The sequence below is a fragment of the Pontibacter rugosus genome (assembly GCF_042678745.1).
Lineage (GTDB): Bacteria > Bacteroidota > Bacteroidia > Cytophagales > Hymenobacteraceae > Pontibacter > Pontibacter rugosus.
Window position 1 is genome coordinate 1 of record NZ_JBHTLD010000043.1, and the last position, 25444, is coordinate 25444.

Annotated in this window: 22 protein-coding genes and 2 tRNA genes; 17 read left to right on the forward strand and 7 right to left on the reverse strand. The window is 44.9% G+C overall.

Annotation, left to right across the window (positions count from 1 at the left end; genetic code table 11):
- Nucleotides 1-148: 148 nt before the first annotated feature.
- Nucleotides 149-1114, reverse strand: a complete 966-nt coding sequence (locus ACFQ2O_RS06835; RefSeq protein ID WP_377524479.1) for a tryptophan 2,3-dioxygenase family protein — start codon at nt 1112-1114, stop codon at nt 149-151.
- Nucleotides 1115-1393: 279 nt separating this feature from the next.
- On the opposite strand from ACFQ2O_RS06835, the gene sdaAB reads away from it, so the two are divergent.
- From sdaAB to ACFQ2O_RS06855, 4 genes are read left to right on the forward strand one after another with little or no spacing between them, the layout of a single operon-like run.
- Nucleotides 1394-2071, forward strand: coding sequence for an L-serine ammonia-lyase, iron-sulfur-dependent subunit beta (gene sdaAB, locus ACFQ2O_RS06840; protein WP_377524482.1), 678 nt, complete (start codon nt 1394-1396; stop codon nt 2069-2071).
- 13 nt (nt 2072-2084) lie between these two features.
- Nucleotides 2085-3542, forward strand: coding sequence for a TolC family protein (locus tag ACFQ2O_RS06845; RefSeq protein ID WP_377524486.1), 1458 nt, complete (start codon nt 2085-2087; stop codon nt 3540-3542).
- Nucleotides 3543-3549: 7 nt separating this feature from the next.
- Nucleotides 3550-4947 carry an efflux RND transporter periplasmic adaptor subunit gene (locus tag ACFQ2O_RS06850; protein WP_377524489.1) on the forward strand — a complete coding sequence of 466 codons (1398 nt, stop codon included), beginning with the start codon at nt 3550-3552 and terminating at the stop codon, nt 4945-4947.
- Between the two features lie 6 nt (nt 4948-4953).
- Nucleotides 4954-5943: an NAD(P)H-dependent glycerol-3-phosphate dehydrogenase gene (locus ACFQ2O_RS06855; protein ID WP_377524492.1), complete on the forward strand. Its 990-nt coding sequence runs from the start codon at nt 4954-4956 to the stop codon at nt 5941-5943.
- A gap of 36 nt (nt 5944-5979) precedes the next feature.
- Here ACFQ2O_RS06855 and ACFQ2O_RS06860 read toward each other — a convergent pair whose 3' ends face one another.
- Nucleotides 5980-6489 (reverse strand): hypothetical protein, encoded by a 510-nt coding sequence (locus ACFQ2O_RS06860; RefSeq protein ID WP_377524495.1) that lies wholly within the window; start codon nt 6487-6489, stop codon nt 5980-5982.
- A 165-nt stretch (nt 6490-6654) separates the two neighbouring features.
- Here ACFQ2O_RS06860 and ACFQ2O_RS06865 point away from each other — a divergent pair, with 165 nt between their 5' ends.
- From ACFQ2O_RS06865 to ACFQ2O_RS06875, 3 genes are read left to right on the forward strand one after another with little or no spacing between them, the layout of a single operon-like run.
- Nucleotides 6655-7665 (forward strand): acyltransferase family protein, encoded by a 1011-nt coding sequence (locus ACFQ2O_RS06865; protein ID WP_377524498.1) that lies wholly within the window; start codon nt 6655-6657, stop codon nt 7663-7665.
- A 24-nt stretch (nt 7666-7689) separates the two neighbouring features.
- On the forward strand, nt 7690-8085 hold the full coding sequence (locus ACFQ2O_RS06870; RefSeq protein ID WP_377524503.1) for a (deoxy)nucleoside triphosphate pyrophosphohydrolase: 396 nt from the start codon (nt 7690-7692) through the stop codon (nt 8083-8085).
- A gap of 41 nt (nt 8086-8126) precedes the next feature.
- Nucleotides 8127-9521 carry a methyltransferase RsmF C-terminal domain-like protein gene (locus tag ACFQ2O_RS06875; RefSeq protein WP_377524507.1) on the forward strand — a complete coding sequence of 465 codons (1395 nt, stop codon included), beginning with the start codon at nt 8127-8129 and terminating at the stop codon, nt 9519-9521.
- Nucleotides 9522-9589: 68 nt separating this feature from the next.
- Here ACFQ2O_RS06875 and ACFQ2O_RS06880 read toward each other — a convergent pair whose 3' ends face one another.
- From ACFQ2O_RS06880 to pdxH, 4 genes are all read right to left on the reverse strand, one after another.
- Complete coding sequence (locus tag ACFQ2O_RS06880; protein WP_377524512.1) at nt 9590-10774, reverse strand: class I SAM-dependent rRNA methyltransferase; 1185 nt, start codon at nt 10772-10774, stop codon at nt 9590-9592.
- 152 nt (nt 10775-10926) lie between these two features.
- A complete protein-coding gene (locus tag ACFQ2O_RS06885) occupies nt 10927-11520 on the reverse strand; it encodes a Maf family nucleotide pyrophosphatase (protein ID WP_377524516.1) in 594 nt (197 codons plus the stop codon).
- Entirely contained in the window at nt 11486-12778 is a 1293-nt protein-coding gene (locus ACFQ2O_RS06890) for a DUF1015 domain-containing protein (protein ID WP_377524519.1), read from the reverse strand. Before ACFQ2O_RS06890 ends, ACFQ2O_RS06885 begins: the two co-directional genes overlap by 35 nt.
- A 99-nt stretch (nt 12779-12877) precedes the next feature.
- On the reverse strand, nt 12878-13528 hold the full coding sequence (gene pdxH / locus ACFQ2O_RS06895) for a pyridoxamine 5'-phosphate oxidase (protein WP_377524523.1): 651 nt from the start codon (nt 13526-13528) through the stop codon (nt 12878-12880).
- A 229-nt stretch (nt 13529-13757) separates the two neighbouring features.
- Here pdxH and ACFQ2O_RS06900 point away from each other — a divergent pair, with 229 nt between their 5' ends.
- From ACFQ2O_RS06900 to ACFQ2O_RS06920, 5 genes are all read left to right on the forward strand, one after another.
- On the forward strand, nt 13758-14324 hold the full coding sequence (locus ACFQ2O_RS06900) for a YqgE/AlgH family protein (RefSeq protein ID WP_377524527.1): 567 nt from the start codon (nt 13758-13760) through the stop codon (nt 14322-14324).
- 30 nt (nt 14325-14354) lie between these two features.
- Nucleotides 14355-16433 (forward strand): DUF349 domain-containing protein, encoded by a 2079-nt coding sequence (locus tag ACFQ2O_RS06905; RefSeq protein WP_377524530.1) that lies wholly within the window; start codon nt 14355-14357, stop codon nt 16431-16433.
- Between the two features lie 130 nt (nt 16434-16563).
- Nucleotides 16564-16636 (forward strand) — tRNA-Thr (locus ACFQ2O_RS06910).
- Between the two features lie 57 nt (nt 16637-16693).
- Nucleotides 16694-16766 (forward strand) — tRNA-Thr (locus ACFQ2O_RS06915).
- Nucleotides 16767-16973: 207 nt separating this feature from the next.
- A complete protein-coding gene (locus ACFQ2O_RS06920; RefSeq protein ID WP_377524535.1) occupies nt 16974-18140 on the forward strand; it encodes a hypothetical protein in 1167 nt (388 codons plus the stop codon).
- Here ACFQ2O_RS06920 and ACFQ2O_RS06925 read toward each other — a convergent pair.
- Complete coding sequence (locus tag ACFQ2O_RS06925; protein ID WP_377524539.1) at nt 18137-19174, reverse strand: hypothetical protein; 1038 nt, start codon at nt 19172-19174, stop codon at nt 18137-18139. The two genes, ACFQ2O_RS06920 and ACFQ2O_RS06925, sit on opposite strands and share 4 nt — an antisense overlap.
- Nucleotides 19175-19276: 102 nt before the next feature.
- Here ACFQ2O_RS06925 and ACFQ2O_RS06930 point away from each other — a divergent pair, with 102 nt between their 5' ends.
- The 5 genes from ACFQ2O_RS06930 (at nt 19277) to ACFQ2O_RS06950 (ending at nt 25366) form a co-directional block, all read left to right on the forward strand.
- Nucleotides 19277-20293 (forward strand): metal-dependent hydrolase, encoded by a 1017-nt coding sequence (locus ACFQ2O_RS06930; RefSeq protein WP_377524543.1) that lies wholly within the window; start codon nt 19277-19279, stop codon nt 20291-20293.
- Between the two features lie 88 nt (nt 20294-20381).
- Nucleotides 20382-21152, forward strand: coding sequence for an SDR family oxidoreductase (locus ACFQ2O_RS06935; RefSeq protein ID WP_377524548.1), 771 nt, complete (start codon nt 20382-20384; stop codon nt 21150-21152).
- Nucleotides 21153-21285: 133 nt separating this feature from the next.
- Nucleotides 21286-21528, forward strand: coding sequence for a hypothetical protein (locus ACFQ2O_RS06940; RefSeq protein ID WP_377524553.1), 243 nt, complete (start codon nt 21286-21288; stop codon nt 21526-21528).
- A gap of 81 nt (nt 21529-21609) precedes the next feature.
- Nucleotides 21610-24165: a DNA gyrase subunit A gene (gyrA, locus tag ACFQ2O_RS06945; RefSeq protein ID WP_377524558.1), complete on the forward strand. Its 2556-nt coding sequence runs from the start codon at nt 21610-21612 to the stop codon at nt 24163-24165.
- A 67-nt stretch (nt 24166-24232) separates the two neighbouring features.
- Nucleotides 24233-25366: a tetratricopeptide repeat protein gene (locus tag ACFQ2O_RS06950; protein WP_377524563.1), complete on the forward strand. Its 1134-nt coding sequence runs from the start codon at nt 24233-24235 to the stop codon at nt 25364-25366.
- The last annotated feature ends 78 nt before the right edge of the window (nt 25367-25444 follow it).

Genomic DNA, 25444 nt, shown 5'->3' on the forward strand with positions numbered 1-25444 from the left:
AATTTTATACTTAACAATCCAGAAGAAGATCAAATTCATTCAAAGTAAAGTTTTATAAAAAAGCGATAAAACGGCGCGGCAGCTAAGTTTATAAAAAGTATAGTATGGCTTTAGAAAAGCATACGTATAACAGCCATCACTCTTGTAGTTAATTCTCTTCGCCCAAAACTTTTTCTACCCAGCCTTTGCCCCATTCTTCTACTTCTGTTTCACTCCAAAGCTCCGGGTAAAAAATACGTTTCTGGAAACGCGGCGGCAAATATTTTTGCCAGTTGGTACCGCCTGTCGCTGCAATCACTTCCGGGTCTCTTTGCAGGTAACGCACAGCCGATTTATAATGCATGAGCGGCCAGTTAACGTTTACATTGCTATCTAAGTCTCGCAAGGCATCTTTCAGCTTCTGGTTTTGCTGCTCGTGCTGGGGCAGGCTTTTGTACACGTGCCACACATTCTTATCTGCATATTGCTTTGCAAACTGAATAAGCTGCTCTGTATACTTCTGCTCAAACTGCAGCAGTGTAAGTGTCTTAGCACCAGAGGCTACTTCTGTTGCACCTTCTTTCCAGTAAATACAGCCAATCATTTCCTCATGCGTGCTCTCCAAACCTAACGCTGCACGCTTTGCCTTGTCCACCAGGTTTCGCAAGTCTGTCGAAGCAATTTCAATCATTCGATACTGCACCGACTGAAAACCACTGGCTGGCATCAACGCCATCCTGAACTGCAGGAACTGTTTAGGGTCCATGCCATCCACCATCACATCAAACGAGTTGATCAGGTTATCGAAATAGCGGTTGATACGCTTCAAGCGGCGCAGGAGCCAATCAACTGTAATATCCTTGTCTTCACCTATTTGTTTAAACTCTTCCAGACACAGCTTAAAGTATAATTCTGTAATCTGATGATACATGATGAATATCTTCTCATCCGGAATAGTAGTGCGCGGTGTCTGAAGGCTTAGCAGGGAATCAAGATGAATGTAATCCCAATAGGTAATAAAGCTTGTGTGGTAGAGTCCTTCCAGATAAGCAGCCAAATCCTGACCAAGGGGTACATATTTTTCCTCCAACCGCTTTAGTTGCTCCAATACCTCTGGTTTGAAAGTATGATCCATGCTAAATGACTTTAAAAGGGTTTCATCCGCAAAATTAGCAAAACATTTAAAGGCACAGTGCTTCGTTACTTATAAAGCTGTTATTATTGCTTGCGATGCATGGAGCCGAGAATCACTATTATTGCAGAAAAGCATGTCCAACATTTATTCTTTAATAGGAACTGTTGCCGGGTTTGTAGATAGAAAGTATAGGTTTGTAGAAATAAACCTAATTTAACCACGGAATAGCGCAAAACTGCTACTTAATTCCTAAATTTGATTTTTACGATATAAGAGAGTATGGCTGAAAAAAGCAGCGTTTTTGATATGATAGGACCGGTTATGATCGGGCCTTCCAGTTCACATACGGCGGGAGTGGTGCGTATTGCCAGGGCTGCCATCAGAATTTTAGGAGCATTACCGGAAGAGGCGGTTGTTACCTTTTACAATTCATTTGCCCGCACCTACGAAGGCCACGGCAGCGACAGAGCGATTGTGGCAGGCCTGCTGGATTTTAAAACCGATGACAAGCGCATAAAAGACGCCTTTGAACATGCCAAAGAAAAAGGCTTGAAGTATACTTTTAAATCAGTGGGCAACGCATCAACCATGCACCCAAATACTATCAAACTTAACCTGAAAGCTGGTGATAATGAGGTTGAGGTGGTGGGCCAGAGCCGTGGAGGTGGTGTTATCAGTATTGTGGATGTAGATGGTTTTACAGCAAGTTTTTCAGCCACGCTCCATACGCTTATCATCGATGCCCAGGACACAAAAGGAAGTATTGCCTTTATAGCCTCTGTGCTGGCACATGATGATTGTAACATCGCCACCATGAGTGTGTCGCGGAAAGGCAAAAATGCCCGTGCCCGCCAATTTATTGAAATGGATTCAGGCATCAAGCCGATCACGCTGGAATACCTCAAGCAACTGACTTGGGTTAACAAGGTGATCTACATTCCAAATATTGATCTATAACGACAAGGTTACTATGAAAAAACTACCCAAACACCTGCTTCTGGCCATTGGCTTGTCGTTGGCTGGCGCACCCGCTGCGTGGGCACAACAGGCGCCCGGAGGCGATAATGTATGGACGCTGCAGGAGGCCGTTGAGTATGCCAAAACAAATAACCTACAGGTAAAGCAGCGTAGAATTAACCGGAACCTGACTGAAGTGGAGCTGAACCAGTCTAAACTGAACCGACTCCCGATCCTGAATGCGAACGGTAACTATACCTACAATACAGGTTCTTTTCAGGACCCTTCAACCTTCGCTCTGCAAACCCAGGATGCCTGGACAGGTAATTTTTCTGCCAATGCCTCTGTACCGCTTTTTCAAGGTTTTCAGCAGCTGAATCAAATTAAGCAAAACCAGCTGGAGCTACAGGCAAGTGAGCTAGATGTGCTATCCACACAAAATGATATTACGCTTAATATTATCACGTCGTATTTGAATATTTTATTTGCAGACGAGCTGATAAAGAATTCAGAGCTACAACGGACAGCAACACAAAGACAGTTAGACAGAACAAGAATATTGTTTAATGCCGGCAGCCTGGCAGAAAACTCTGTGTTAGATCTGGAATCTCAGTTAGCCACTGATGAGCTGAATGTTATAAATGCACAGAACCAACGTGATGTTTCTCGCCTCACACTGATGCAGCTCTTAAACATTCCTAGTTCTGAGGAATTCAGCATCGCTATCCCTGAGCTTCCGGAACCTGACCAAAACCCTCTGGTAAGTAGCGGGCAGCAAGTTTTTGAAGTAGCTGTTCAAACCTTACCTGCCATAAAAGCTGTAGACCTGAGGGTACAGAGCGCAGATAAGGCACTGGATGTGGCGCGTGGTGCTTATTATCCAAGATTAAGCCTTGGGGCTGGCATCAATACCAGATACTCCAGCACGACAGAGTTTTTGTTAAGGCGTGAAGATGTGTACCTGGAACAAACTTTTTATACTGGAAGTGATGGTACAGGTCCTCAGAAATTCTATATTACACAAGGAGTTCCGGTGTATGGCGAATATTCATTTCTCGATCAGGCAAAAGACAACGTAGGTAAAAGCGTAGGGCTATCATTATCTTTGCCGATATTTAATGGTTTCCAGGTAAGGAACAACGTGCAGCGCGCTAAAATCTCCAAAGAAAACGCTGAGATAAACGCTGACATAGCCCGTAACAATTTAAGGCAGACCATTGAGCAATCCTACGTGGATGCAGTTGCAGCCCGCCGCAAATTTTCAGCCTCTACAGAGCAGGTGAGAGCGGCAGAAAAGAACCTTCAAAACGCTGAACTGCGTCTGAACGCTGGCGTCATCAACTCGGTTGAATACATCATCGTATCCAACACATACCGCCGGGCATTGTCAGACCTCCTTCAGGCAAAGTATGATTACTTCTTTAAATTAAAAGTGCTCGATTTCTACCAGGGCAAAGACATATCTTTCTAATAAAACTATGGCAAAGAAAAAATCAAAGCTGATTCCTATCCTGATCGGGGTACTGTTACTACTTATCGTATTTGTAGTTGTTGCTAAAAAAGCTGGTTGGATAGGGTCTGAGGAAGGAACAGAAGTTGTATTGGCAGAAGCCAAGCAAGCTGACATTGTAGAAAAGGTAAGCGCCTCTGGCAAAGTACAGCCAGAAACTGAAGTTAAAATTAGCCCCGACGTATCTGGTGAAATTATCGAGCTAAACGTGGAAGAAGGTGACTCTGTCGTACAGGGGCAGCTACTACTACGCATTCGCCCTGATAACTACCAATCGATGGTAGATGCACAACAGGCCTCTGTGAACACCATGCGCGCGAACCAGGCACAGGCACGAGCCAGACTCACACAGGCACAAGCGAATTTTGCACAGTCAGAGCAGAACTACAAGCGCAACCAGGCCTTGTTTGAGCAAAAAGTTATTTCTCAGGCGGAGTGGCAGCAAATACAGGCAGACTATTTAGCTTCTAAATCAGAAGTTGAATCTGCACGCCAAAGTGTTAGAGCTTCTGAATTTAACATTCAGAACGCCCAGGCTTCTTTGAAAGATGCTCGCGAGAACCTGAACAAAACCACGATATATGCACCTGTAAGTGGCATCGTATCTAAGTTGAATGTAGAGCAGGGCGAGCGCGTGGTAGGAACGTCACAGATGGCTGGTACAGAGATTATGCGTATCGCCAACCTTAACAGAATGGAGGTACGCGTAAATGTTAATGAGAACGATATCATACGTGTAGCACTTGGCGATTCTGTTATTGTGGAAGTTGATTCGTATGCCAGCCGTGATGAGAAATTTAAAGGAATAGTTACCTCTATTGCTAATACAGCAAAAGATGCTACTACATTAGAGGCTGTAACAGAATTTGAAGTTCGTATCCGCCTGATCAATGATTCGTATAGCCACCTACGCGAATCAAGCAGCCGTCCTTTCCGCCCAGGTATGACTGCTTCTGTAGATATTATCACCGAAAGGAAACCTAATGTTTTATCTGTACCTTTGTCAGCCGTAACAACGCGTTCTAATGACATAGCCGGCAAAGAAGAGGCTAATGAAGAAGAAGCAGGGCAGCAGCAGGGAAATCAGCAAAACCAGGAGCAGCGTAAAGCTTCCTCGGCTCTGGTTGAAGAAGTTGTTTTTGCCTATGATGCGGGTACAAACACGGTGAAAGCCGTCAAAGTTAAAACTGGCATCAGTGATTTTGACAACATCGAGATCGTTAGTGGTTTAAGCAAAGGACAGAAAATAGTGGCAGGCCCATTCAGAGCAGTTTCTAAAACACTGAAAGACGGTGCCAAGGTAGCTGTGAAAGATGAAAAATCTTTAAACAAGCAGGCTATTGCCGCAGATACTAAAGAAGAATAAAACATATTGGAAAAAGTAGCCATACTGGGAGGCGGCAGCTGGGCAACAGCCTTGGTTAAGATCCTTTCAGAAAACAAAGCACAAGTAAATTGGTGGATGCGCAACAGTCAGGATGTGCAACACCTAAAGGAGTACAAACACAACCCACGCTACCTCAGCCAGGTTTCGTTTGACTTACATTATGTAAAGCCATCTACAGACATCCGCGCTGTAGTGGCCTCTTCAGACTGGGTAATATTAGCAGTGCCAGCCGCATTCGTGCAGCTGGCACTTGCCGATTTACCCCCAGAGGCACTGCAGGGCAAAATGGTGATATCCGCTATCAAAGGCATGATTCCAAATGAGAACGTGCTGATTACGGACTATGTAGAACATAAGTACAACGTACCGAACTCGCATCAACTGGTTATAGCCGGCCCTTGCCATGCTGAAGAAGTGGCTCTGGAAAAACAGTCATACCTGACCATAGGATCTCATGACATGGCCTCTGCTGAGCGCTTTTGTGAGATGCTGCGGAACCGCTATGTAAAAGCAAACCCGCTGGACGACCTCGATGGCATAGAGTATTGTGCAGTGATGAAAAACATTATCGCACTGGCCTGTGGTATAGCCCGTGGACTGAATTACGGAGATAACTTTCAGGCAGTACTGGTGTCGAATGCTATGTTTGAGATAGAGCGTTTCTTAGATGCTATCATGCCTATACATCGCGACCTTAGCGGCTCTGCCTACCTTGGCGACTTACTCGTCACGGCTTATTCGCAATTCAGCCGCAACCGTACGTTTGGCAATATGATAGGACGTGGGTATACAGTAAAATCTGCTCAGGTAGAAATGAACATGGTAGCGGAAGGTTACTACGCCGTGCAAAGCATTTATGAGCTAAACAAAAAGCTACAGGTAAATATGCCCATTACCAATGCTGTTTTCCATGTGCTGTATGAGCGTATTTCACCGACTATGGAATTTGAAATATTGAAAGATAAATTCAAATAGAACTTACTGAAACGTGCCATAGTTTAACAACACTAGCTATGGCACGTTTGATTTACGCAGGAAATTATCACCCAGAGCACGGTAAAAACTCATCACCGTAACAGCTATTGTCAACAAGACACCATAAAACACAAAAAGTATGCAATAGTCAGCATGCGACATGAAATTTAAATTTTTCCATTCAAGCAGCTGAATAAGAAGGGCAGAAGTGAACACACTGTTAAGTGCAAGTATAAAGGCCCTGTTAAAAGTATGGGAAGGGAGTCTATCGATTAGCGTCTGACTTTTGAGGTGCCAGTGCAGCGGCAGCACCTTGTTTTGACGTAAAGCCTGACGTGTGCACTTTGTAACAACCCAGGTAAGTATAAAACCTGAAACAACGCTAAAGGTCATCAGGTCAGTGGAGATACTTTGCTGCCCCCACAAAGGTACCGGGTTTTGCTGCTCCCAAAACAGTTGCATAGATATAAAGCATAAGATTCCAGTGGCAAGTATAAGTTTGCACGCCAGGCGTATCAAGAATCTATAGTTTAAGCTAATTTTCATGTGTCAACATTGTTTATACCTACATATACTTGTAAATGATAAAACCGATGGCATACCGGCTGTAAATTTTCACCCCTCTATTCTAGATACTTACGCAGGAAAGCCATCCGCATTACATAATTCTAATATGCTAATACAAGCCTTTCTAACTATAAACTTCATCTTATGAAACAGCACTTTCAGCAGATCGATGTTGTGAAAGGTGTAGCTATACTTATGGTCTTGCTACTTCATTCGCTCACTCGCCAAGATCTGCTGAAAAGTTATGCAGTTTATCATATCTGGCAGGCTGTACCACTTTTTATGGTTATAATGGGGTTAAACCTGGGCCTGTCTGTGCAACGCAAAGATCAAAACCTCCAAGACCTTTACAGCCGTAGCTATTTCAGCAAGAAAGCGATACGAATTATTGCTCCTTTTTTAATCGTTTTTGCTGTTTCCATTCCTGTTGGGCTGGTATGGCAATGGCTGCAAGGGGAGAAGGTGCTTCATTTTGACTTTTATAATTTGATTGGTGTACTGCCTGTAACCGGAAAAGGAAATTACTTTATTACCCTCCTGCTACAGTCTATCCTGCTCTTGCCCATCATTGGTTACGCCTTCAGCCGCAAGCCTGTAATTACAAGTATACTTCTGATTCTACTGGAAGTGGCTTTTCAATTATGGTCGAGTAATTTAACGTTTTTTGATACTAACGACTACTTATATAGTGCAGCTTTTGTAAGATATTTTTCAGCGATTGTGTATGGCCTGTGGCTAGCTAAGTATGTGTTGAAGTATAAGCAAACAAAGCTTGGGCTTGTGCTTTCTATAAGTGCCTGTGTGGCAGGGGTAATCTTCTGGCTGGTGTTGTACACTGGATTTAAGCCATCCTTCATTCGTCCTGAGTGGTCTGTTCAGCAGCTGTTTACCTTTGGCTATGCTGCCTTCTGGTTGTGGGTTGCAATACGCCTGTTGCCGTCGTCATCTACTGCACTACCACTCCAATTTCTAGCTACTCTAGGCAAAGCTTCATACCATATATTTTTAATTCAAGTACTGTTTTTTGGATTAGCCGACGAGGCTTCACCCCTTTGGTTGAATTTAAGTGTCTGCCTCTTGTTTGGATTTATCTTCTTTAAGTATGAAGATAAAATCATAAAGCTTTTATCTTTAAAATCAGAGAGTAGGAGGTAAGTTCAACACTTAAGAGCATTTACCATGATAAAAGTAGTTTGTGCCATACTTGAGCAATTTGACCGTGTGCTGGTTACGCAACGAAGCGAGCGAATGCAGGAACCTCTTCTATGGGAGTTTCCGGGAGGAAAACTTGAGCCAGGCGAAGAGGAGGAGGAGTGCCTGGCACGGGAAATCTGGGAAGAGCTCAGTTTAAGAATTCAGCCTATACTTCGTCTACAGCCAGTTATCTATGCATTCCCAGATAAGGATATCGAATTGATACCTTATATCTGCACGTATCAAAGCGGCGTCATACAGTTATCAGAACACAAGGCTTACCAATGGGCGCACCCACAGGACTTGCTGTCATATTCTTGGTGCCCTCCGGACATACCCGTTGCAAAAGACTATTTACGTACGAAAGGAGCGGCTTCTTAGCTGACCTTTAGAAGCCGGTTTTTTCGCCGTACCTTTGCTACATGCAACTTCCAGTTTCTTTTTCCGAACGCATGCAGCGCCTATTGGGCGATGAGTACAACGCTTTTGTGGCAGCACTGGAGCAAACACCTCCTGTTAGCATCAGAGTAAATAAAGCAAAGGCTCCTATCTCTCCAGGATTAAAACCCGTTCCTTGGGCTTCTTCGGGATATTACCTACCCGAACGTCCTTCTTTTACCCTTGACCCGCTGCTGCATGCCGGGGCGTATTATGTACAGGAGGCAAGCTCTATGTTTTTGGAGCAGGCTCTAAAGCAAAGTATAGATCTGGATGAAAGCCTGCATGTATTGGATTTATGTGGTGCCCCAGGCGGCAAATCAACGCACCTTGCCAGTCTGATATCAAAAGACAGTTTACTGGTGGCAAACGAAGTTATCCGGAGCCGTGCTTCCATACTTGCTGAAAATGTTACCAAATGGGGAAGTGGCAATGTGCTTGTCACCAGCAATGACCCCAGGGAGTTTAGCCGCCTGCCAGATTTCTTTGATGTAATGGTAATTGATGCTCCCTGCAGCGGTGAAGGTATGTTTCGGAAAGATCATGCAGCAGTAGGAGAGTGGTCGGAGGAGAACGTAAACTTGTGCGCCCAGCGCCAACAGCGCATTTTGATGGACGTATGGGACGCGCTAAAACCGGGCGGGTTGCTTATATACAGCACCTGCACCTGGAATGAAAAGGAGAACGAAGAAAACATTGCCTGGCTAGCAGCGCAGGAAGGGGTTGAAAGTATAAAACTGGAAGTACAGCCGGAGTGGGGCATTATACCAACACAGCTAAATGGTCTGGAAGGCTATCGATTTTATCCGCACCGTGTACAAGGGGAAGGCTTTTTTATGGCTGTTGTACGCAAACCTGGTGAGCCAGCTGCCATTCAACATGGAAAAAGCAAAAAGAGGAAGTATAAACTTACCTTAGCTGGAAAAAAAGAAAAAGCCTTAGTTGCAAATTGGCTACAGGAGCATGCGCAATATACTTGGGTGCAATACGGAGAAGTCATATCTGCCATACCTGAAGTACTTTTTGAGGCGGCAGATGAAATTTACCAGAACCTTTACGTGCTGTATGCTGGCACAGAGGTAGCTGAAGTAAACGGTAAAAAGCTAAAGCCTTTGCAAGGGTTGGCCCTATCACAAGATCTAAACAAAGCTGCTTTCGACATAGCAGAACTGGAATTGGAACAGGCACTTCGCTACTTACGCAAAGAGGACATTAGAGTAGGCACAAACGGCAGCAGCTGGCTGTTGCTGCAATATAAGGGAGCGCCCTTAGGTTGGGCAAAACAAATAGGCAACCGCCTGAATAACTATTACCCTAAAGAGTGGCGAATTAGAATGGAGCTACCGCAGGAGATTCAGGACACAAACATCTTATTTTAATCATAATCCTATAAAAAAAGGCCTGAGCTAACAAGTATAGCTCAGGCCTTTGCTTTACTAAAATTCGTTTAATCTACAAAAAGCACCAACCCTTTCAGGTACTCACCTTCCGGATGGAAGATAGAGATCGGGTGATCAGCAGGCTGTGACAGGTGGTGCATGATCTTGATATTTCGGCCAGCTTCGATAGCAGCGGCCATCACAGTATTGTTGAACAGGTATTTATCTACTACCTGCGAGCATGAAAAAGTAAACAGGATACCACCCGGCTTTATCTTTTTCATCGCCTCTGCATTGAGGCGCTTATAGCCCATTAGCGCGTTGTGACGAACATTTTTACTTTTTGCGAAGGCCGGAGGGTCAAGTATAATTACATCATACTTGTCTTCTTTTCCTTTCAGAAACTCAAACGTATCTACGGCAAAAGCCTCATGCTTCTCCGGAGCCTGGCTCATTTCACCATTCTTAATAGTCAGCTCAATCGCTTTTTTAGACACATCTACAGAATGCACTTCTTTTGCCCCGGCGTTAAGTGAATATACTGAAAACCCACCGGTGTAGCAGAAAGTGTTCAGCACAGATTTATCTTTAACATAGCGGGCCAGCAAATCACGGTTTTCGCGCTGATCTATGAAGAAACCTGTCTTCTGACCGCTCTCCCAATCCACAAAAAACTGATTGCCATACTCAGTCACCACTACACCGCCTTCTGATTTACCAAACAGATAACCGTTCTCCGCCTGCACCGGCGACTTAGGCGGCAGCGACTCTGCACTCTTATCGTATACAGCACGCAACCTGTCGCCATAGATTTCCTGCAGTGCTTTGGCTACATGTTCACGTATGCCATACATGCCAACCGAGTGTGTTTGCACAACAGCCGTGTCTTTGTAAAAATCAACGATCAACCCAGGTACACCGTCACCCTCGGCATACACTAGTCTGTACACATCTGTTTCAGGATTGTCGGTGAGGCCAAGGCGTTGGCGGTAGTCATAAGCTTTCTGCACCTTCTGCTTCCAAAAAGCATAATCAGGCTCCACTTGCTCAAAAGAAAAAATGCGTACAGCTATAGAGCCTGGAGCGTAATGCCCCATTGCCAGAAACTCACGCTTGCTTGAGTATACTTCCACCACATCTCCTTCAGCAGGTTCTCCATCTGCTTTACGTATGGCACCCGAAAAAACCCAAGGGTGTTGCCGCTGCAAGGAGTGTTCTTTACCAGGGGCCAGGTATAATTTTATATAAGACATTATTTTAACTCGCTATTTAAAGATTATGTGTTCGTCCTGCTGAGTAGAGCAGGCTACAAAGGTAAGAATTTACTTTTTGATGAATTCAAGCACATGAAAACATGAACTGACTCAGCATATAGTTATATACATAAGCACAACTATTGAAGAATTTATAATTGGGCATTAACAGCTAGTATTTCCAACTGAACCAGCTTTTCATAAAGCTTTTGCACAGGTAAACCCACCACATTAAAATAAGACCCTTCGATACGCTCTATACCTATCATCCCTATCCATTCCTGAATACCGTAAGCTCCGGCTTTGTCAAAGGGTTTGTAGTTAGAGATATAATAATCGATTTCTGCTTCACTCAGTTGCTTGAAGTATACTTTGGTGGTATCGTGAAAAACTGTTTTACGTTCTGTAGAAGCTATACATACACCTGTGATCACATCATGGTCAGTACCTGATAATGCAAGCAGCATTTCCTTCGCCTCCGCATGGTCTGCTGGCTTGTTCAGCACACGGTCGCCTAAACAAACAATAGTATCTGCTGTAATTAAAACTTCATCATGCAAATCAGCTATATAAGCATCGGCCTTATGCGATGCCAGGTACTCAGCCACCTGCTGCCGTTGCAAATGAGCTGGAAAAGCTTCGTCTACTTCTTTTACCATCGCTTTATACGTTAGCCCAAGGCTCGCTAGCAACTCTTTGCGGCGTGGGGAATTAGACGCAAGCAGCAGTGGCCGTCGTAAATTCATCTTCTTTAATTGAGCTAAATAAAAATCCACAGATCACTTTAGGATAAAAGAAAGTTGATTTCTGAGGCATCACAGCACCGCTGTTGCATACCCGTTTCACCTGCTCCATTGATACCTCGTTGGTTATCAAGGCAGCATAGGCTTCTCTTTTATCTACTTTTCGGATACAGGCTGTAAAATTTCGCTCATAACTAAGCGCTGCGTACCCGCGTTGCTCCTGCCTTAGTACACCTAATACCTTTTCAAAAACAAAGTAGTGTAGCACGGTCAGGTCAAGTTCTTTCACCTCAGCTGGAAAATTCCAGCTGATGGTTTTGTGCAATTCTGGCTTTAGGCGCAGTTTGTATGCCTCTCCGTTCAAGTACAAACCAAAGGCCCATAACTTACCTACAATTACCTCATTCAGCTCATAAGGATCTTCTTTGGGCGTAACAACAAAATATTCGCTCAGGCGCTCCAGAAAATCCTCATCTGAGATTGGCAGCGATTTAAGCAGACGGTGGGTAGGCAGAATACGCAGGTCGTCATGCTCAGAATTAGTCAAGTACATCAGGTGGTAGTTGTAAGCTTCGTAACCTGTATGGTCAGGATTCTCGGCCATCATTTTGCGGCGATAGGCGAGAGATCCTTCATAACGGTGATGCCCGTCTGCCAACAGTACCTGCTTGTCGGCCAGCGTATCTAAAAATAATTTGATTACCTCATGATCATGGATGACAGCCAATACATCCCGCACCCCCTGGTAGTCCTCGGTCTCGTAGATTGGCGTCCGGATACTTTCATCCATGTAGGGCTCCAGTATAAAGGATGTATCAGTGTAGAGGCCGTGGGTAGGGCTGCTATTTAACGCTGTATGCTCCAGTAGCTCTATTCGGTCGTTTACAGCACTTGGAATAGTGTTTTCATGGCGAAGTAGTATGTTTTCATGCCAGTCATATGCTTTAATGTTACAGATAAAGCCTTTACGTACATAGTCTTTATCGCTGTTGGGCAAACGAAAATATTGATAGTACACATAAATACCCGGCAACTGGTCCTGCAATAGTAGCCCCTGCTCTTTCCACTCCTGCAGCATGTTCGCTGCGTTAATCGCTGGTTGCTGGCCACGCGGCACCGACAGGTGAATGCTGCTATAGGGATGATGGTACAATACCTCCCGCTGCTTATCAGAAACTACATCAAACAGGGGGGAGGTTAGTTCTTCTATATTTAGTTTGTCGTTATAACGCCAGGCGCGCAAGGGTAATATTTCTGCCATTCTTGTTGGTTCAAAGTATAAATCAGCCAAAGCTACATCAGCTTTGGTATCAGAGCATGTTTAAAATATATGTCTAAGAAGCGTTTAGTAAACATGCCCTTATGGGGCTAGGCGCTTGATCTGCCAGTTCGCTCCATCACGTTCATACACGATTCGGTCGTGCAGGCGGTTTGGCCGTCCTTGCCAAAATTCCACCAGCTCAGGCTGTAACTGATAGCCGCCCCAGTATTCAGGCCTGGGAATTTCATCTGAGCCGGCAAATTTTTCCTCGAACGCTTTATCCCGCTGCTCCAGCACCTCGCGCGCCTCTATTACCTGACTCTGCGGAGATGCCCAGGCACCGATACGGCTCCCGCGTGGCCGGCTTCGGAAATAGGCGTCTGAGGCTTCCTGCGACACCTTTACCACTTTTCCTTCCACCCGCACCTGGCGCTCTAACGCAGGCCAGAAAAAGGTAATCGCTGCATAAGGGTTATCCTCCAGCTCCTGCCCCTTACGGCTCGAGTAATTCGTGAAAAAAGTATAGCCTTCTTCGTCAATATCTTTTAGCAGTACCACACGTGCTGATGGCTTACCTGCTGCATTTACGGTGGATAGTATAAGTGCCGTTGGCTCCTGTGCCTCTGACTTGATAGCTTCATCCAGCCAGCTCTTAAATTGCTCTATCGGAGTAGCAGCAACAGAATCTTCTGTAAGAGCCTGTTTAGAATAGTTGATTCGGATATCCGCAATATTTTGTGATAGCGCCATAGCAATGTCATTTTGTCAAAATTATAAAAATATCCGCTCCTCTTAAACATTTCTTCCCATACTCGCACACAACAATAAAACTGAGAAGAGGTTATTTCAGTATGGCAACTTTCATACGCGATGCTGTTGCCTACTATATTGTTTGCTTTGCGTAAGAAGTATAAAACAGCTAAATTAATGGCAGGACAACCATCTGCCCATGTTTTACGAGTGAAGTGATGATAGATAGATGGAAGATAAAAAGCTGAAAAAGCCGCAAAGCGGTAGCATACTCATATCAGAGCCCTTTATGGGCGACCCTAACTTTGAGCGCAGCGTGGTGCTGCTTTGCAGCCACGAAGAAGAAGGCTCTTTCGGACTTGTACTGAACCGCGCCTCCAACCTGATGCTATCAGATGTGCTGGATGTATTCAGCGATGAATTCGATATGCTCCTTGGTATAGGAGGTCCTGTACAATATAATACGCTGCACTACATTCACCGCATTCCTGACTTGCCACAGGCTGTGAGGTTAGCCGATGATATTTACTGGGGTGGAGACTTTGAGTTACTGCGCACTATGATAGAAACCGGTTTGGTGGATAAAGATGATATACGCTTCTTTTTAGGTTATTCTGGCTGGACACCGGGGCAACTACAAGAGGAGGTAGATAAAAATGTTTGGATTGTGAACAACAATGCTGCAAATAAATTATTTAATTTGGAGACAGAAACCCTTTGGCGCAATATTCTACGCCAAATGGGCGGCAAGTTTAAGGTGCTAAGTAACTACCCTGACGACCCGCGCCTGAACTAACTCACATTGGTTATACTTAATTAAGTAGAGATGACAACTGACAAAGACCATATGGACACTACCGGAGCTGAACAAAACAAACCTCTAAACCAGGAGGCTTCAGAGCAAAACGATGCTGCACAACAAAAGCCTGACAACACTATAACTGCTGCTGATACACCAGCAGTGCCAAAAGAGGAGCAGCCTGAAATGCAACCGGAACTATCTACCCCAGAGGAGCGAGAGACTACCGATAACATTATAGAAGCAGAGATAGAGGCTAGCAAAGGTGCTGCTGAAGCAGGTTTACCAGAAACAGCCGCGGTTTCAGTTGTGCCCACTACCACTAGCCCTACTGCTACTGGCTCCGCAGCAGAAGGTGCAGAGGAAGAGCATGATCAAGACGAGGAAGTAGAAGACTCGACTGACTATAGCCAAATGGGTCTGGAGGAGTTGCGACAGCAGTTAAGCTCTGTTTTGAGAGGCAATGATGCCATGCGCAAATTCCGTACAATCAGTGAAATACAACGTCAGTATGACCTTAAGTTTCAGGCGGAGCGCCACGAAGCCTTAGACAGATTTAAAGAAGAAGGCGGAACAGAAGATGACTTTGCCTATAACGCCCCTAAAGAACACCAGGATCTGGAAAAGCTACTGTCTTCTTACCGTGATGCCCGCCACCAGCAGCGCCAGTCGCAGGAACAGCAGCGTAAATCTAACCTGGAGCGTAAGCAGGAGATTCTGGCACAGCTACGCCAGCTAGTCGAGTCAGCGGAAACAAAAAACAGTAACGATGAGCTGAAACGGCTTCAGGCCGAGTGGAAGGCCATAGGGCAGGTACCTGGCGGAGAAGCACAGGAACTGTGGGACTCTTACCACGCCCTGCTGGATATCTTCTACAACAACCGTAGCATGTTCTATGAGATGAAGGAGTTGGACCGGAAGCGAAACCTGGAAGCAAAGCTTCAACTGGTGGAACGGGCCGAGGCACTTCAGGAAGAACAAAGTATAAACAAAGCACTGCAGGAGCTACGCCACCTGCATGAAGAATGGAAGAATATAGGACCTGTTCCAAATGATCAGCGCGACCCTATTTGGGATCGATTCATACAGGCATCTGAGAAAGTTCATGAAAAGCGACGTGCCTATCATGAAGAAAGAAACCAGCGTGAAACACAGAACATGGTTGTGAAGCGTACTCTGCTGGAACAGCTACAACCTTTTGCCAGCTTCACAACAGATCGCATTAACGAGTGGCGCGATAAGACCGACGAAATTCAGAAACTGAAAGAAGCGTGGGATAAAGCAGGACTGGTACCGAAAGAGAATGCCGAAGAAGTAAATAAAACTTTCTGGAGTACCTATAAAACCTTCTTCCAGCATAAGAACCAGTTTTTCAAAGCGCTGGATGAGCAGAAAATGCAGAACCTGCGACTGAAAACAGAAATGTGCGAAGAAGCAGAAAGTCTGAAAGACAGCGAAGACTGGAATGATACGAAAGAAAAGTTAATTCAACTTCAGAAACGCTGGAAAACGGTGGGCCGTGTACCAGATAAGTATTCAGACAAGATCTGGCAGCGTTTCCGTACAGCCTGCAACGCTTTCTTTGACCGCAAACAGGAGCAGGAACAGCAACGCTCAGCAGAGCTTGATAAACTTTCTGCTGAAAAAATGGCTATCTGTGATAAAGTGGCAGACAAGTTGGCTCAGCCTACTGCAACAGGCACCTTAGAAGAGTTCGAGACGTTTGTGCAGCAATGGCGTGATACGGATCATGGCAAGCGCATTAACCCTAAAACAGAAGACAAGTTTGTTTCCTTAATGGAAAAGTACCTGGAGCGTGTACCGGAGCTAGGTGTGGAGCAGCGCACTCAACTGCTAGTACGCTTACAGGTAGAGCGCATCAAGCATAGCCCTGATGCTGGCCATAAGCTTCAGCAGCGCGAAACCAGCGTGCGCCGTGAAATCACGCAACTGCAAAATGACATACAGACGCTACGCACGAATATTGACTTTTTCGCAAGATCTAAAAACGCAGATAAGTTACGTGCCGAGTATGAGGGCCGCATTGCCGACGCACAAAAGCGCATAGATTTACTACAGCATCAATTAAATGCATTCAGAGCATAATTTTTTTCTCCTGACTTTCAAATTCTTAGATAAAGTCAGGAGAAAATTTTGATACCTGTGTTTGCATAATAAAATCTTAATCCTACCTTTGCAACGCTTTAACACAATAAAGCAGCACAAAAAAGGTTAAGCCTCCTTAGCTCAGCTGGTAGAGCAACTGACTTGTAATCAGTAGGTCGCTGGTTCGATCCCGGCAGGGGGCTCAACTCCAAAAGCAAATGTTTGTACTGCATCTGCTTTTCAGTTCAAAATAAGTACAAGCCTCCTTAGCTCAGCTGGTAGAGCAACTGACTTGTAATCAGTAGGTCGCTGGTTCGATCCCGGCAGGGGGCTCATTTACAGAAAGCCTTCAGAGAAATCTGAAGGCTTTTTCTGTTTACTACCCTCTCACTTTCATTATCTACCACATCAAAGGCTTTCATATTAGTATAAGGTTAGCCTTTCCTAACTCTCCTCAACACCTACACTTACCCCAGTAGCTCCAAATTTTATTTTCTTCCAGATTATGCCGTATTTAGCAGTTCTGATAAGAAACATGCTATGAAATTAATTGAGGTTACGACGCCCGAACTTGCCCAGCAATTTATTATGGTGCAGGTAAGGCTCTACAAAAAAGACCCGAACTACATCCGCCCTTTAGATAAAGACATTGACAATGTGTTTGATCCAAAGAAAAATAAACTGCTTCGGAATAGCGAAGCGATTCGTTGGATACTGCAGGATGATAAAGGAAAATCTATAGGGCGAGTTGCTGCTTTTGTAAATAGTAAAACATCGAAGTCAGGTAACCAACCTACAGGGGGAATGGGATTCTTTGATTGTATTCATGATCAGGCTGCCGCTAATATGCTTTTAGATGCCTGCCGCTCCTGGTTAAAGGAGCGTGGCATGGAGGCCATGGATGGACCCATAAACCTTGGAGAGCGTGACAAATGGTGGGGAGTGCTGATTGACGGCTTTTATAAGCCTACATACTGCATGCACTACAACTATCCTTATTACCGGGAGTTACTGGAAAGCTATGGCTTTGAGCTTTTCTTTAAACAATATACCTATTACCGCAGCGTACATGATGACCTTTCTCCAGAGTATCAGGAAAAAGCACAACGCATATTACAGGACCCACGCTACTACTTTTGCCATTTAGATAAAAACAACCTGCCCAAGTTTACGGAGGATTTCCGGAATGTTTACAACAAAGGCTGGGCAAAGCACGAAGGCGTTAAAGAAATGAGCGAAGCTCAGGCTACTGGTATTATGAACAGCCTAAAGCCCATTCTGGACGAGCGCATCATGTGGTTCAGCTATTTTGAAAACGAACCTGTAGGTTTCTTTATAGCCATTCCTGAGCTCAATCAGCTATTCAAATATGCAAATGGCAAACTAGACTTATGGGGTAAAGTAAAATTGCTTTTCCATCGTTGGCGTGGGGCTTGCACCACTATGTATGGTATTGTTTTCGGAATTGCACCAGAGCATCAAGGCAAAGGAGTAGAGGCTGCCCTGATAGTAGCTGCAGGAGAAAAGGTTATCCACAACCCTAGCATCCCGTACAAAGATTTACAAATGAACTGGATAGGGGACTTTAACCCTAAAATGATGAAGGTGGTAGAGCAGATTGGAGGGCGCATCTACAAAACGCATGCTACCTATCGTTACCTATTCGACAGAACCAAAGAATTTAAGCAAATGCCTATTATTCGTTAATACATTTCCGGAAGATCCATGGTCGTGTCCAGAATGTTGTCATTTACATTGTGCCATTCCCAGCCATCATATTTAAGCATTGCTTTAAGAATGCGTCGGCGTTTGTTCAGGTGTTCAATTTCGTGCATTCCAGGTTTTTCAAGAGGTATACCGGAAGCTTCAAGTTTGCCAATTTCTAAGTCAGGCTCCAGCACATCACTCGGGTCGAGGTAGAGCGATGTAAGCGAACCTAAAAAAGTAGTTAGGGCCTGCCGAAGCGGAATTAATTTTTCATCGGCAGGCCTTCTTTCCTCTGACACAAAAAGCAATAGCAGTGTGATAGCTTCATCCAAAGCAGCTATACTAGGTAACAGTGCGGCTACACGATCAGTATGGTGAAAGAAGTGCAGCACCGGATAAGCTAAATGAGACTGCCCTTGCTCTGCAACAGATAGCGCTAACTGATCAAAATGAGATTCCAGCTTTTTAAAATCTTTTCCGTTCCAGTTATTCAGCAGCATATCCTGAGACGTATTGCCTATAGATGAAATACGAATGCTTAATGAGCGCCTGCTGGTAACACCCTGTAGCACTGGCACCATATAGGTTATACCTATCGTAATCAGTATCAGGCCCGAAAATGAGATAAAAGCTGAATAAATACGCCACACATCGCTCCCGCCTTTAAAATCACCGTTACCCATAGTAGACAATATATACCCTGTATAGTAAATCCGTTCTGATAATCCTGCAGGCACATTGGTATTGCTGTTTACTACTGCGCTGGCGTCGCTCATAAAAACAAGCGTATTTCCGGCCCAAAGCAGAATTACCCAAGTTAAAAGGATAGCCATTACAATAATAATTCCTGCTGCATTTAATAACTTTTTATACTTCAGCCATTTACTTACCCAAAACATGCTCCTCCATATTGCCGTGGAGACAGAGCCACTTATAATGCCGGCACCCCGTGGCGAAAAAGTAGTAAAGAGTAAATCATAAGCAACAAGGCTTATCAGCGAAGCGCCTATGATAAGGTATATAATTTCATTCATAGAGTTAAAGTACGTTGGGTGCAGGCAGGTTTGTTTATACTTTTACAGAATAAGCTGAGTTACCTCAGTTGCTTTAGTCAGTTAATAATCAACAACGATTAAATGGATTCTTTAACCCAGATAGTTTTAGGCGCCGCTGTAGGAGAGGCAGTAGCAGGGAAAAAGTTGGGCAACCGAGCTTTGCTTTGGGGAGCTATAGCGGGCACTATTCCGGACCTGGATGTGCTGCTGAACCCATGGTTAGATACCGTACAGCAGCTTACGTTTCACCGCTCATTAACACACTCTCTGCTCTTTGCTGTGCTAGCGTCGCCTATACTTGGCTGGCTGCTACGTAAGTATTACAAAAGTCTCCCTGTTACCTGGCAATCCTGGACGCTGCTGTTCTTTTTGGGCTTTACTACACACGCCTTGTTGGACAGCTGCACAACCTGGGGCACACAGCTCTTCTGGCCTTTTAGCAACTATGGGGTAGCCTTTTATAATATTTTTGTTGTTGATCCGCTCTACACTGTTCCTTTCCTGATATTGGTAATAACTGCCAGCTTTTACAACAGGGCTGATGCAAGAAGGCAATACCTGAACTATGCCGGATTAGGAATAAGTTCTGCATACTTGCTGTGGTCTTTTGTGGCTAAAAGTATTGTGAATGATGTTTTCGAGCAGGAAATGAAGCAACAAAGCATTGACTATACTTCCTATATCAGCAAACCAACTCCCATGAATACAGTGTTTTGGTCCGTTACAGCTAAAGGAAAGGATGGGTTTTACAACGGCTTTTACTCTCTTCTGGATGAGAATAAACGGATTACGTATGATTTTGAGCCACAGCAGGGGGAGCTGCTAGCTCCTTTCCGAGGCCATGCTAAACTGGAGCGGCTGCTGGAGCTGACAAAGGGCTACTATACTGTTGAAGAAGGAGAGAATGGTAGTATCCTGATCAATGACCTTCGGTTCGGCAAATTTGACGGGTGGAGGGATAGTGGCGGAGGCTATGTTTTTGTTTACAAAGTATGGATGAATCAAAATGGTGAGCTGGAATTTGAGGAAATAAACAACAGGCCAAAAGTAGATAAAGCATACCTGCTGGCATACTGGAATCGCATAAAGGGGGATTAAAACAATAATTACCACAAAAAATCTGTAACTTAAGTATAAGCAGTGGTGAGAGATTCATATTTAGCAAACAGTTAATACACCTAGGATTATGGCACAAAACAGATGGCTGCTAACAGGTAAAAAAGCAGTGATAACAGGTGGTTCGAAAGGCATTGGAGCCGCAGTAGTAGAAGAGTTCATCAGCCTTGGAGCTGAGGTGCTGGCCGTAGCCCGTAAGCCAGAGGATTTGCAACAGTTGCTGGCACAATTCCCTGAGCGGCTGCATACGCTGCCAGCTGATGTGAGCAAGGCAGGGGGCAGAGCTGCTTTAGCAGAATGGGTACAGCAGGAGTGGGGCGTGCTGGATATCCTGGTAAACAACGCTGGTACCAATATCCGGAAACCAACAGCAGAGTATACATCAGAAGAGTATGATTTTGTGATGCAGACAAACCTGCAGTCTGCATTCGAGCTAAACAGGCTGCTTTACCCGATGCTACAGAAAGCAGAACAGGCGAATATTGTGCATGTTACATCGGTAGCCGGGCTGGTGCATGTCCGTACAGGTAGCATCTACGGCATGACGAAAGCGGCACTAACGCAGTTAACGCGAAACCTGGCAGTAGAATGGGCAAAAGATAACATACGCGTGAATGCAGTAGCCCCCTGGTACATCAGTACGCCACTGGCGCAAACAGTGCTGCAAAACGAAGAGTTTTACAACAACGTGATAAGCCGCACCCCTATGCAGCAAATAGGTAAGCCAGAAGATGTAGCCGGTGCTGTAGCTTTCTTTTGCTTACCGGCAGCAGCTTATATTACGGGGCAAACCATTGCTGTAGACGGAGGTTTTACGGTTAACGGTTTTCAACCGCTCTAAGAGCACCACCCGCAACTCACAAATGCTTGAATAATGGGGGCTGAAGTAGGGTATATCAGTATAAATGCTTATTTTTGTAAGATGTGGATTTGGGAGCCTTTTAAATTTAGGAGGCTCTCCTAAACCTGATTTCATGGCAAAAAAACGGCAGCTTTTCGTACTTAGCTTTGCGCTAATTTCCGCTACTTTAGTTTCTTGTAAACCCACTTGCCCTATTGCAGCATGCCAGGTACGCATGGTGCACCCACACGGGCCGGGGGAGTATAAAGGAAGACCTTTCTGGAAAAAACAGAACCCTAAAATGGGGCAGGACCTGGATAAAACATCCAGAGAAAAAGCTTCCCGCAAGAGCGATAAAAGCAGAAATAAGCAATAAACTATATAGGCAAAGGCCTTTTTTGCCTAACTTGCCCTTTCTAAACACAACCACCTTTTAAATCATTTTTGACCTTTTAACATGAGAGAAGGCGAACGAATAATACCGATCAACATTGAAGACGAAATGCGCGGTGCGTATATCGACTACTCAATGTCTGTTATCATTTCCAGAGCCTTACCCGATGTTCGGGATGGATTAAAACCAGTGCACCGCCGTGTGCTCTACGGTATGTCTGAATTGGGAGTGTCTTATAACAAGGCCTACAAAAAATCAGCGCGTATTGTAGGGGAGGTTTTAGGAAAGTATCACCCACACGGTGACTCTTCGGTATACGAAACAATGGTACGCATGGCGCAGGAATGGTCATTGCGTTACCCGCTTGTGGATGGCCAGGGTAACTATGGCTCTATAGACGGTGACTCACCGGCAGCTATGCGTTATACTGAGGCCCGCCTGAAGCGTATTGCAGATGAATTGCTGGCGGACCTGGAAAAGAACACGGTAGACTTTGTACCTAACTTTGACGATTCACTGAAGGAGCCAAGTGTAATGCCAGCCAAAATCCCGAACCTGCTGATTAACGGCACATCGGGTATCGCAGTAGGTATGGCAACTAACATGGCTCCGCATAACCTGACAGAGGTGGTGAATGGCATCGTGGCCTACATTGATGACAACGAAATTACCATTGCTGAACTGATGCAGCATATCACCGCTCCTGACTTCCCGACAGGAGGTATCATTCATGGCTATGATGGCGTGAAATCTGCTTTTGAAACGGGCCGTGGACGTGTGCTGATGAGAGGCCGCGCCATTTTTGAGACTACACCAAGTGGCAAGGAACAGATTATCGTGACGGAGATTCCGTACATGGTAAACAAAGCTACGCTTATTGAGAAAACGGCAGCACTGGTAAATGAGAAGAAAATAGAAGGTATCGCGGATTTGCGCGATGAGTCTGACCGTGACGGTTTGCGTATTGTATACGACCTGAAGCGAGACGCCATCCCAAGCGTGGTACTCAATAACCTGTACAAGTATACAGCACTTCAGTCTTCATTTGGGGTGAATAATGTGGCTCTGGTTAAAGGCCGCCCAATGACGCTGAACCTGAAGGATATGATCAAGCACTTTGTGGAGCATCGCCACGAAGTAGTAATCCGCAGAACGCAGTACGAACTGGACGAGGCGAAGAAGCGTGCCCACATTTTGGAAGGCTTGCTTATTGCCCTGGATAACCTGGATGAGGTAATTAACCTGATTCGTTCTTCCCGTGACCCTGAAATTGCAAGGAATGGTTTGATCGAGCGATTCCAGCTATCAGAGATACAGGCTCGTGCTATACTTGATATGCGTCTGCAGCGCCTTACTGGTCTGGAGCGCGACAAAATCCAGCAGGAGTACCAGGAGCTCATGAACACGATTGATGACCTGAACGATATTCTCTCAAATGAGGGCCGCCGTATGCAGATCATCAAAGATGAGCTTATCGAAATCAAAGACCGTTATGGTGACGGCCGCCGCACAGGCATAGAAGCCAGTACAGGTGATATTTCTTATGAGGATATGATTCCGGAAGAGAACATGGTCATCACCATTTCTCATGAAGGGTATATCAAACGTACTTCTCTGAACGAGTACCGCAGCCAAAGCCGTGGCGGATTCGGCTCAAGGGGAGTAGCCGCCTCTAAAGAAAGTGATTTCACTGAGCATCTTTTCGTTGCCAACACACACCATCACATGCTGTTCTTTACAGAGTTTGGTCGTGTGTTCTGGCTTAAGGTGTATGAGATACCAGAAGGAGGGAAGACTACCAAAGGCCGCGCTATACAAAACCTCATGCAAATTGAGAAGGACGATAATGTGCGCGCTGTGATGAATGTACATGACCTTAAAAATCAGGATTACGTGCTTAACCACAACCTGGTATTTATCACGGAGCAAGGCACCATCAAAAAGACTGTACTGGAAGCATATTCCCGCCCAAGAACTAATGGTATTAACGCTATCTCTATTAACGAAGGCGACAGATTGCTTGACGTTCAGCTTACTAACACCAGCAGCGAAATAATAATTGCCTTGAAGTCGGGTAGGGCTATCCGCTTTAATGAGACGCAAGTGCGGCCAATGGGTAGAACAGCCGCTGGTGTGCGTGCCGTAACACTGGCAGGACCAGACGATAAAGTAATTGGTATGGTTTGTGTAGAGAATGAGAACACAGACCTTCTGGTAGTTTCGGAAAAAGGCTTCGGCAAACGTTCACTTCTGGAAGAATACCGTATCACCAATCGTGGTGGTAAGGGTGTAAAAACCATGAACGTAACCGATAAAACAGGTAGCCTAGTTGCTATAAAAGGAGTAACTGACACAGACGACCTGATGATTATAAACCGTTCAGGTATCACCATCAGGCTTCGTGTAGGCGACTTACGCGTAATTGGCCGTGCGACGCAAGGAGTGAGGTTGATAAAGCTGAATGATGGTGACCAGATTTCTTCTGTAGCTCAGGTAGACGCCGAAGAAGAAGTGGCGGAAGAAGCAGCTGAAATGATTCTTGAGCAATCAGAACCGGCGCCGGAAGACACACTGAACCCTGACGATATGATCGACCCAGAGACAACAGAAGAAGTGTAAGTTGCTCTGGAACGAATTATTTTTAAGTGTAAAACGTTAAGCAAACCACAAACCATTAATTTAGAGTATGAAAAAAGTGCTTTTCACAGCCTTGGCAGCCGCAACAATATCGGTAGCAAGTGCGCAAAATTCAGCCGTTAATAGTGCCGTACTTAACCACAAAAATGGTACTCTTGATAAAGCGCTGACTGATATCGAGAAGGCTACGCAGCATAAAAAAACTCAGGATAAAGGCAAAACCTGGTTCTATCGTGGCGTTATTTACCAAGACATGATCGGCAACCCGATCTATGGTAAAATGACAGACGAGAAAACACCACTTGTTGTATTGGAGTCATTTGACAAAGCAATACAGTTAGATGGTAAAGATGGTGAATTTGGCAAGCAGGTACCGGAGCGTAAGCAAATGCTGTACGGGCAGGTGCTGAACCAGGCAGTAGAATTCCATAACAATCAGGATTGGCCTAATGCTATCGGCAAGTATGAATTGGCTCATAAAATAAGCCCAGAGGATACAACTGCTGTACTTTATGCAGCTTATGCTTCAACTGCAAACAATGACTACAAAAGAGCAATCACGTTCTATGATGAATTGCTAAACATGGGTCATAAAACAGAAGATGTATACAAAGCGAAAGTACAACTACAGCAGGCTGCCGAAGCAAGCGATGATGCAGTTATGGGCACCTTAGCCAATGGACTAAAGGAGCACCCAAACAGTGTTTACCTGATGCAGGAAGAGCTGAAGTACTACTTGAAAAATGACCGTGCAGAAGAAGCAATGGACAAGCTGGATAAAGCAATTGCTGCTGATCCTAAGAATGCCAGCCTTTATGCCGTAAAAGGAAACCTGCTGGAGCGCAAGAAAGACTTTGATGGCGCGAGAGAAATTTATAAAAGAGCCATCGAAGCAGATCCAAACAACTTTGACGCTTACTATAACTTAGGTGTGCTGGAATACAACAGAGGCGCAGACGTAAACAACAAAGCCGCTAAAATGGATTATGCTACTTATCAGAAAAAAGGCAAAGCCCTTGAAGCTGAAGCAAAGAAGCATTACCAGTCAGCTGTACCTTATTTCGAAAAGGCGCACGAAATACAGCCGGAAGACAAGGCTACTATGCAAAACCTGCTAAATGCTTATACACGCTTAGGCCGTAAAGCAGACGCAGATAAGATTTCTGCTCAATTGAATAAGTAATATTCAACAGGTATCAATAAAAAAAGGGTGAAGTTAAAACTTCACCCTTTTTTTATGCTCTTATAAGTTTGATAATAC

What these genes read in the sequence shown, in the direction of transcription:
- ACFQ2O_RS06835 (WP_377524479.1), bottom strand. Translation starts at nt 1,114, where the DNA reads ATGGATCATACTTTCAAACCAGAGGTATTGGAGCAACTAAAGCGGTTG.
- sdaAB (WP_377524482.1), top strand. Translation starts at nt 1,394, where the DNA reads ATGGCTGAAAAAAGCAGCGTTTTTGATATGATAGGACCGGTTATGATC.
- ACFQ2O_RS06845 (WP_377524486.1), top strand. Translation starts at nt 2,085, where the DNA reads ATGAAAAAACTACCCAAACACCTGCTTCTGGCCATTGGCTTGTCGTTG.
- ACFQ2O_RS06850 (WP_377524489.1), top strand. Translation starts at nt 3,550, where the DNA reads ATGGCAAAGAAAAAATCAAAGCTGATTCCTATCCTGATCGGGGTACTG.
- ACFQ2O_RS06860 (WP_377524495.1), bottom strand. Translation starts at nt 6,489, where the DNA reads ATGAAAATTAGCTTAAACTATAGATTCTTGATACGCCTGGCGTGCAAA.
- ACFQ2O_RS06865 (WP_377524498.1), top strand. Translation starts at nt 6,655, where the DNA reads ATGAAACAGCACTTTCAGCAGATCGATGTTGTGAAAGGTGTAGCTATA.
- ACFQ2O_RS06870 (WP_377524503.1), top strand. Translation starts at nt 7,690, where the DNA reads ATGATAAAAGTAGTTTGTGCCATACTTGAGCAATTTGACCGTGTGCTG.
- ACFQ2O_RS06875 (WP_377524507.1), top strand. Translation starts at nt 8,127, where the DNA reads ATGCAACTTCCAGTTTCTTTTTCCGAACGCATGCAGCGCCTATTGGGC.
- ACFQ2O_RS06880 (WP_377524512.1), bottom strand. Translation starts at nt 10,774, where the DNA reads ATGTCTTATATAAAATTATACCTGGCCCCTGGTAAAGAACACTCCTTG.
- ACFQ2O_RS06885 (WP_377524516.1), bottom strand. Translation starts at nt 11,520, where the DNA reads ATGAATTTACGACGGCCACTGCTGCTTGCGTCTAATTCCCCACGCCGC.
- ACFQ2O_RS06890 (WP_377524519.1), bottom strand. Translation starts at nt 12,778, where the DNA reads ATGGCAGAAATATTACCCTTGCGCGCCTGGCGTTATAACGACAAACTA.
- pdxH (WP_377524523.1), bottom strand. Translation starts at nt 13,528, where the DNA reads ATGGCGCTATCACAAAATATTGCGGATATCCGAATCAACTATTCTAAA.
- ACFQ2O_RS06900 (WP_377524527.1), top strand. Translation starts at nt 13,758, where the DNA reads ATGGAAGATAAAAAGCTGAAAAAGCCGCAAAGCGGTAGCATACTCATA.
- ACFQ2O_RS06905 (WP_377524530.1), top strand. Translation starts at nt 14,355, where the DNA reads ATGACAACTGACAAAGACCATATGGACACTACCGGAGCTGAACAAAAC.
- ACFQ2O_RS06920 (WP_377524535.1), top strand. Translation starts at nt 16,974, where the DNA reads ATGAAATTAATTGAGGTTACGACGCCCGAACTTGCCCAGCAATTTATT.
- ACFQ2O_RS06925 (WP_377524539.1), bottom strand. Translation starts at nt 19,174, where the DNA reads ATGAATGAAATTATATACCTTATCATAGGCGCTTCGCTGATAAGCCTT.
- ACFQ2O_RS06930 (WP_377524543.1), top strand. Translation starts at nt 19,277, where the DNA reads ATGGATTCTTTAACCCAGATAGTTTTAGGCGCCGCTGTAGGAGAGGCA.
- ACFQ2O_RS06935 (WP_377524548.1), top strand. Translation starts at nt 20,382, where the DNA reads ATGGCACAAAACAGATGGCTGCTAACAGGTAAAAAAGCAGTGATAACA.
- ACFQ2O_RS06940 (WP_377524553.1), top strand. Translation starts at nt 21,286, where the DNA reads ATGGCAAAAAAACGGCAGCTTTTCGTACTTAGCTTTGCGCTAATTTCC.
- gyrA (WP_377524558.1), top strand. Translation starts at nt 21,610, where the DNA reads ATGAGAGAAGGCGAACGAATAATACCGATCAACATTGAAGACGAAATG.
- ACFQ2O_RS06950 (WP_377524563.1), top strand. Translation starts at nt 24,233, where the DNA reads ATGAAAAAAGTGCTTTTCACAGCCTTGGCAGCCGCAACAATATCGGTA.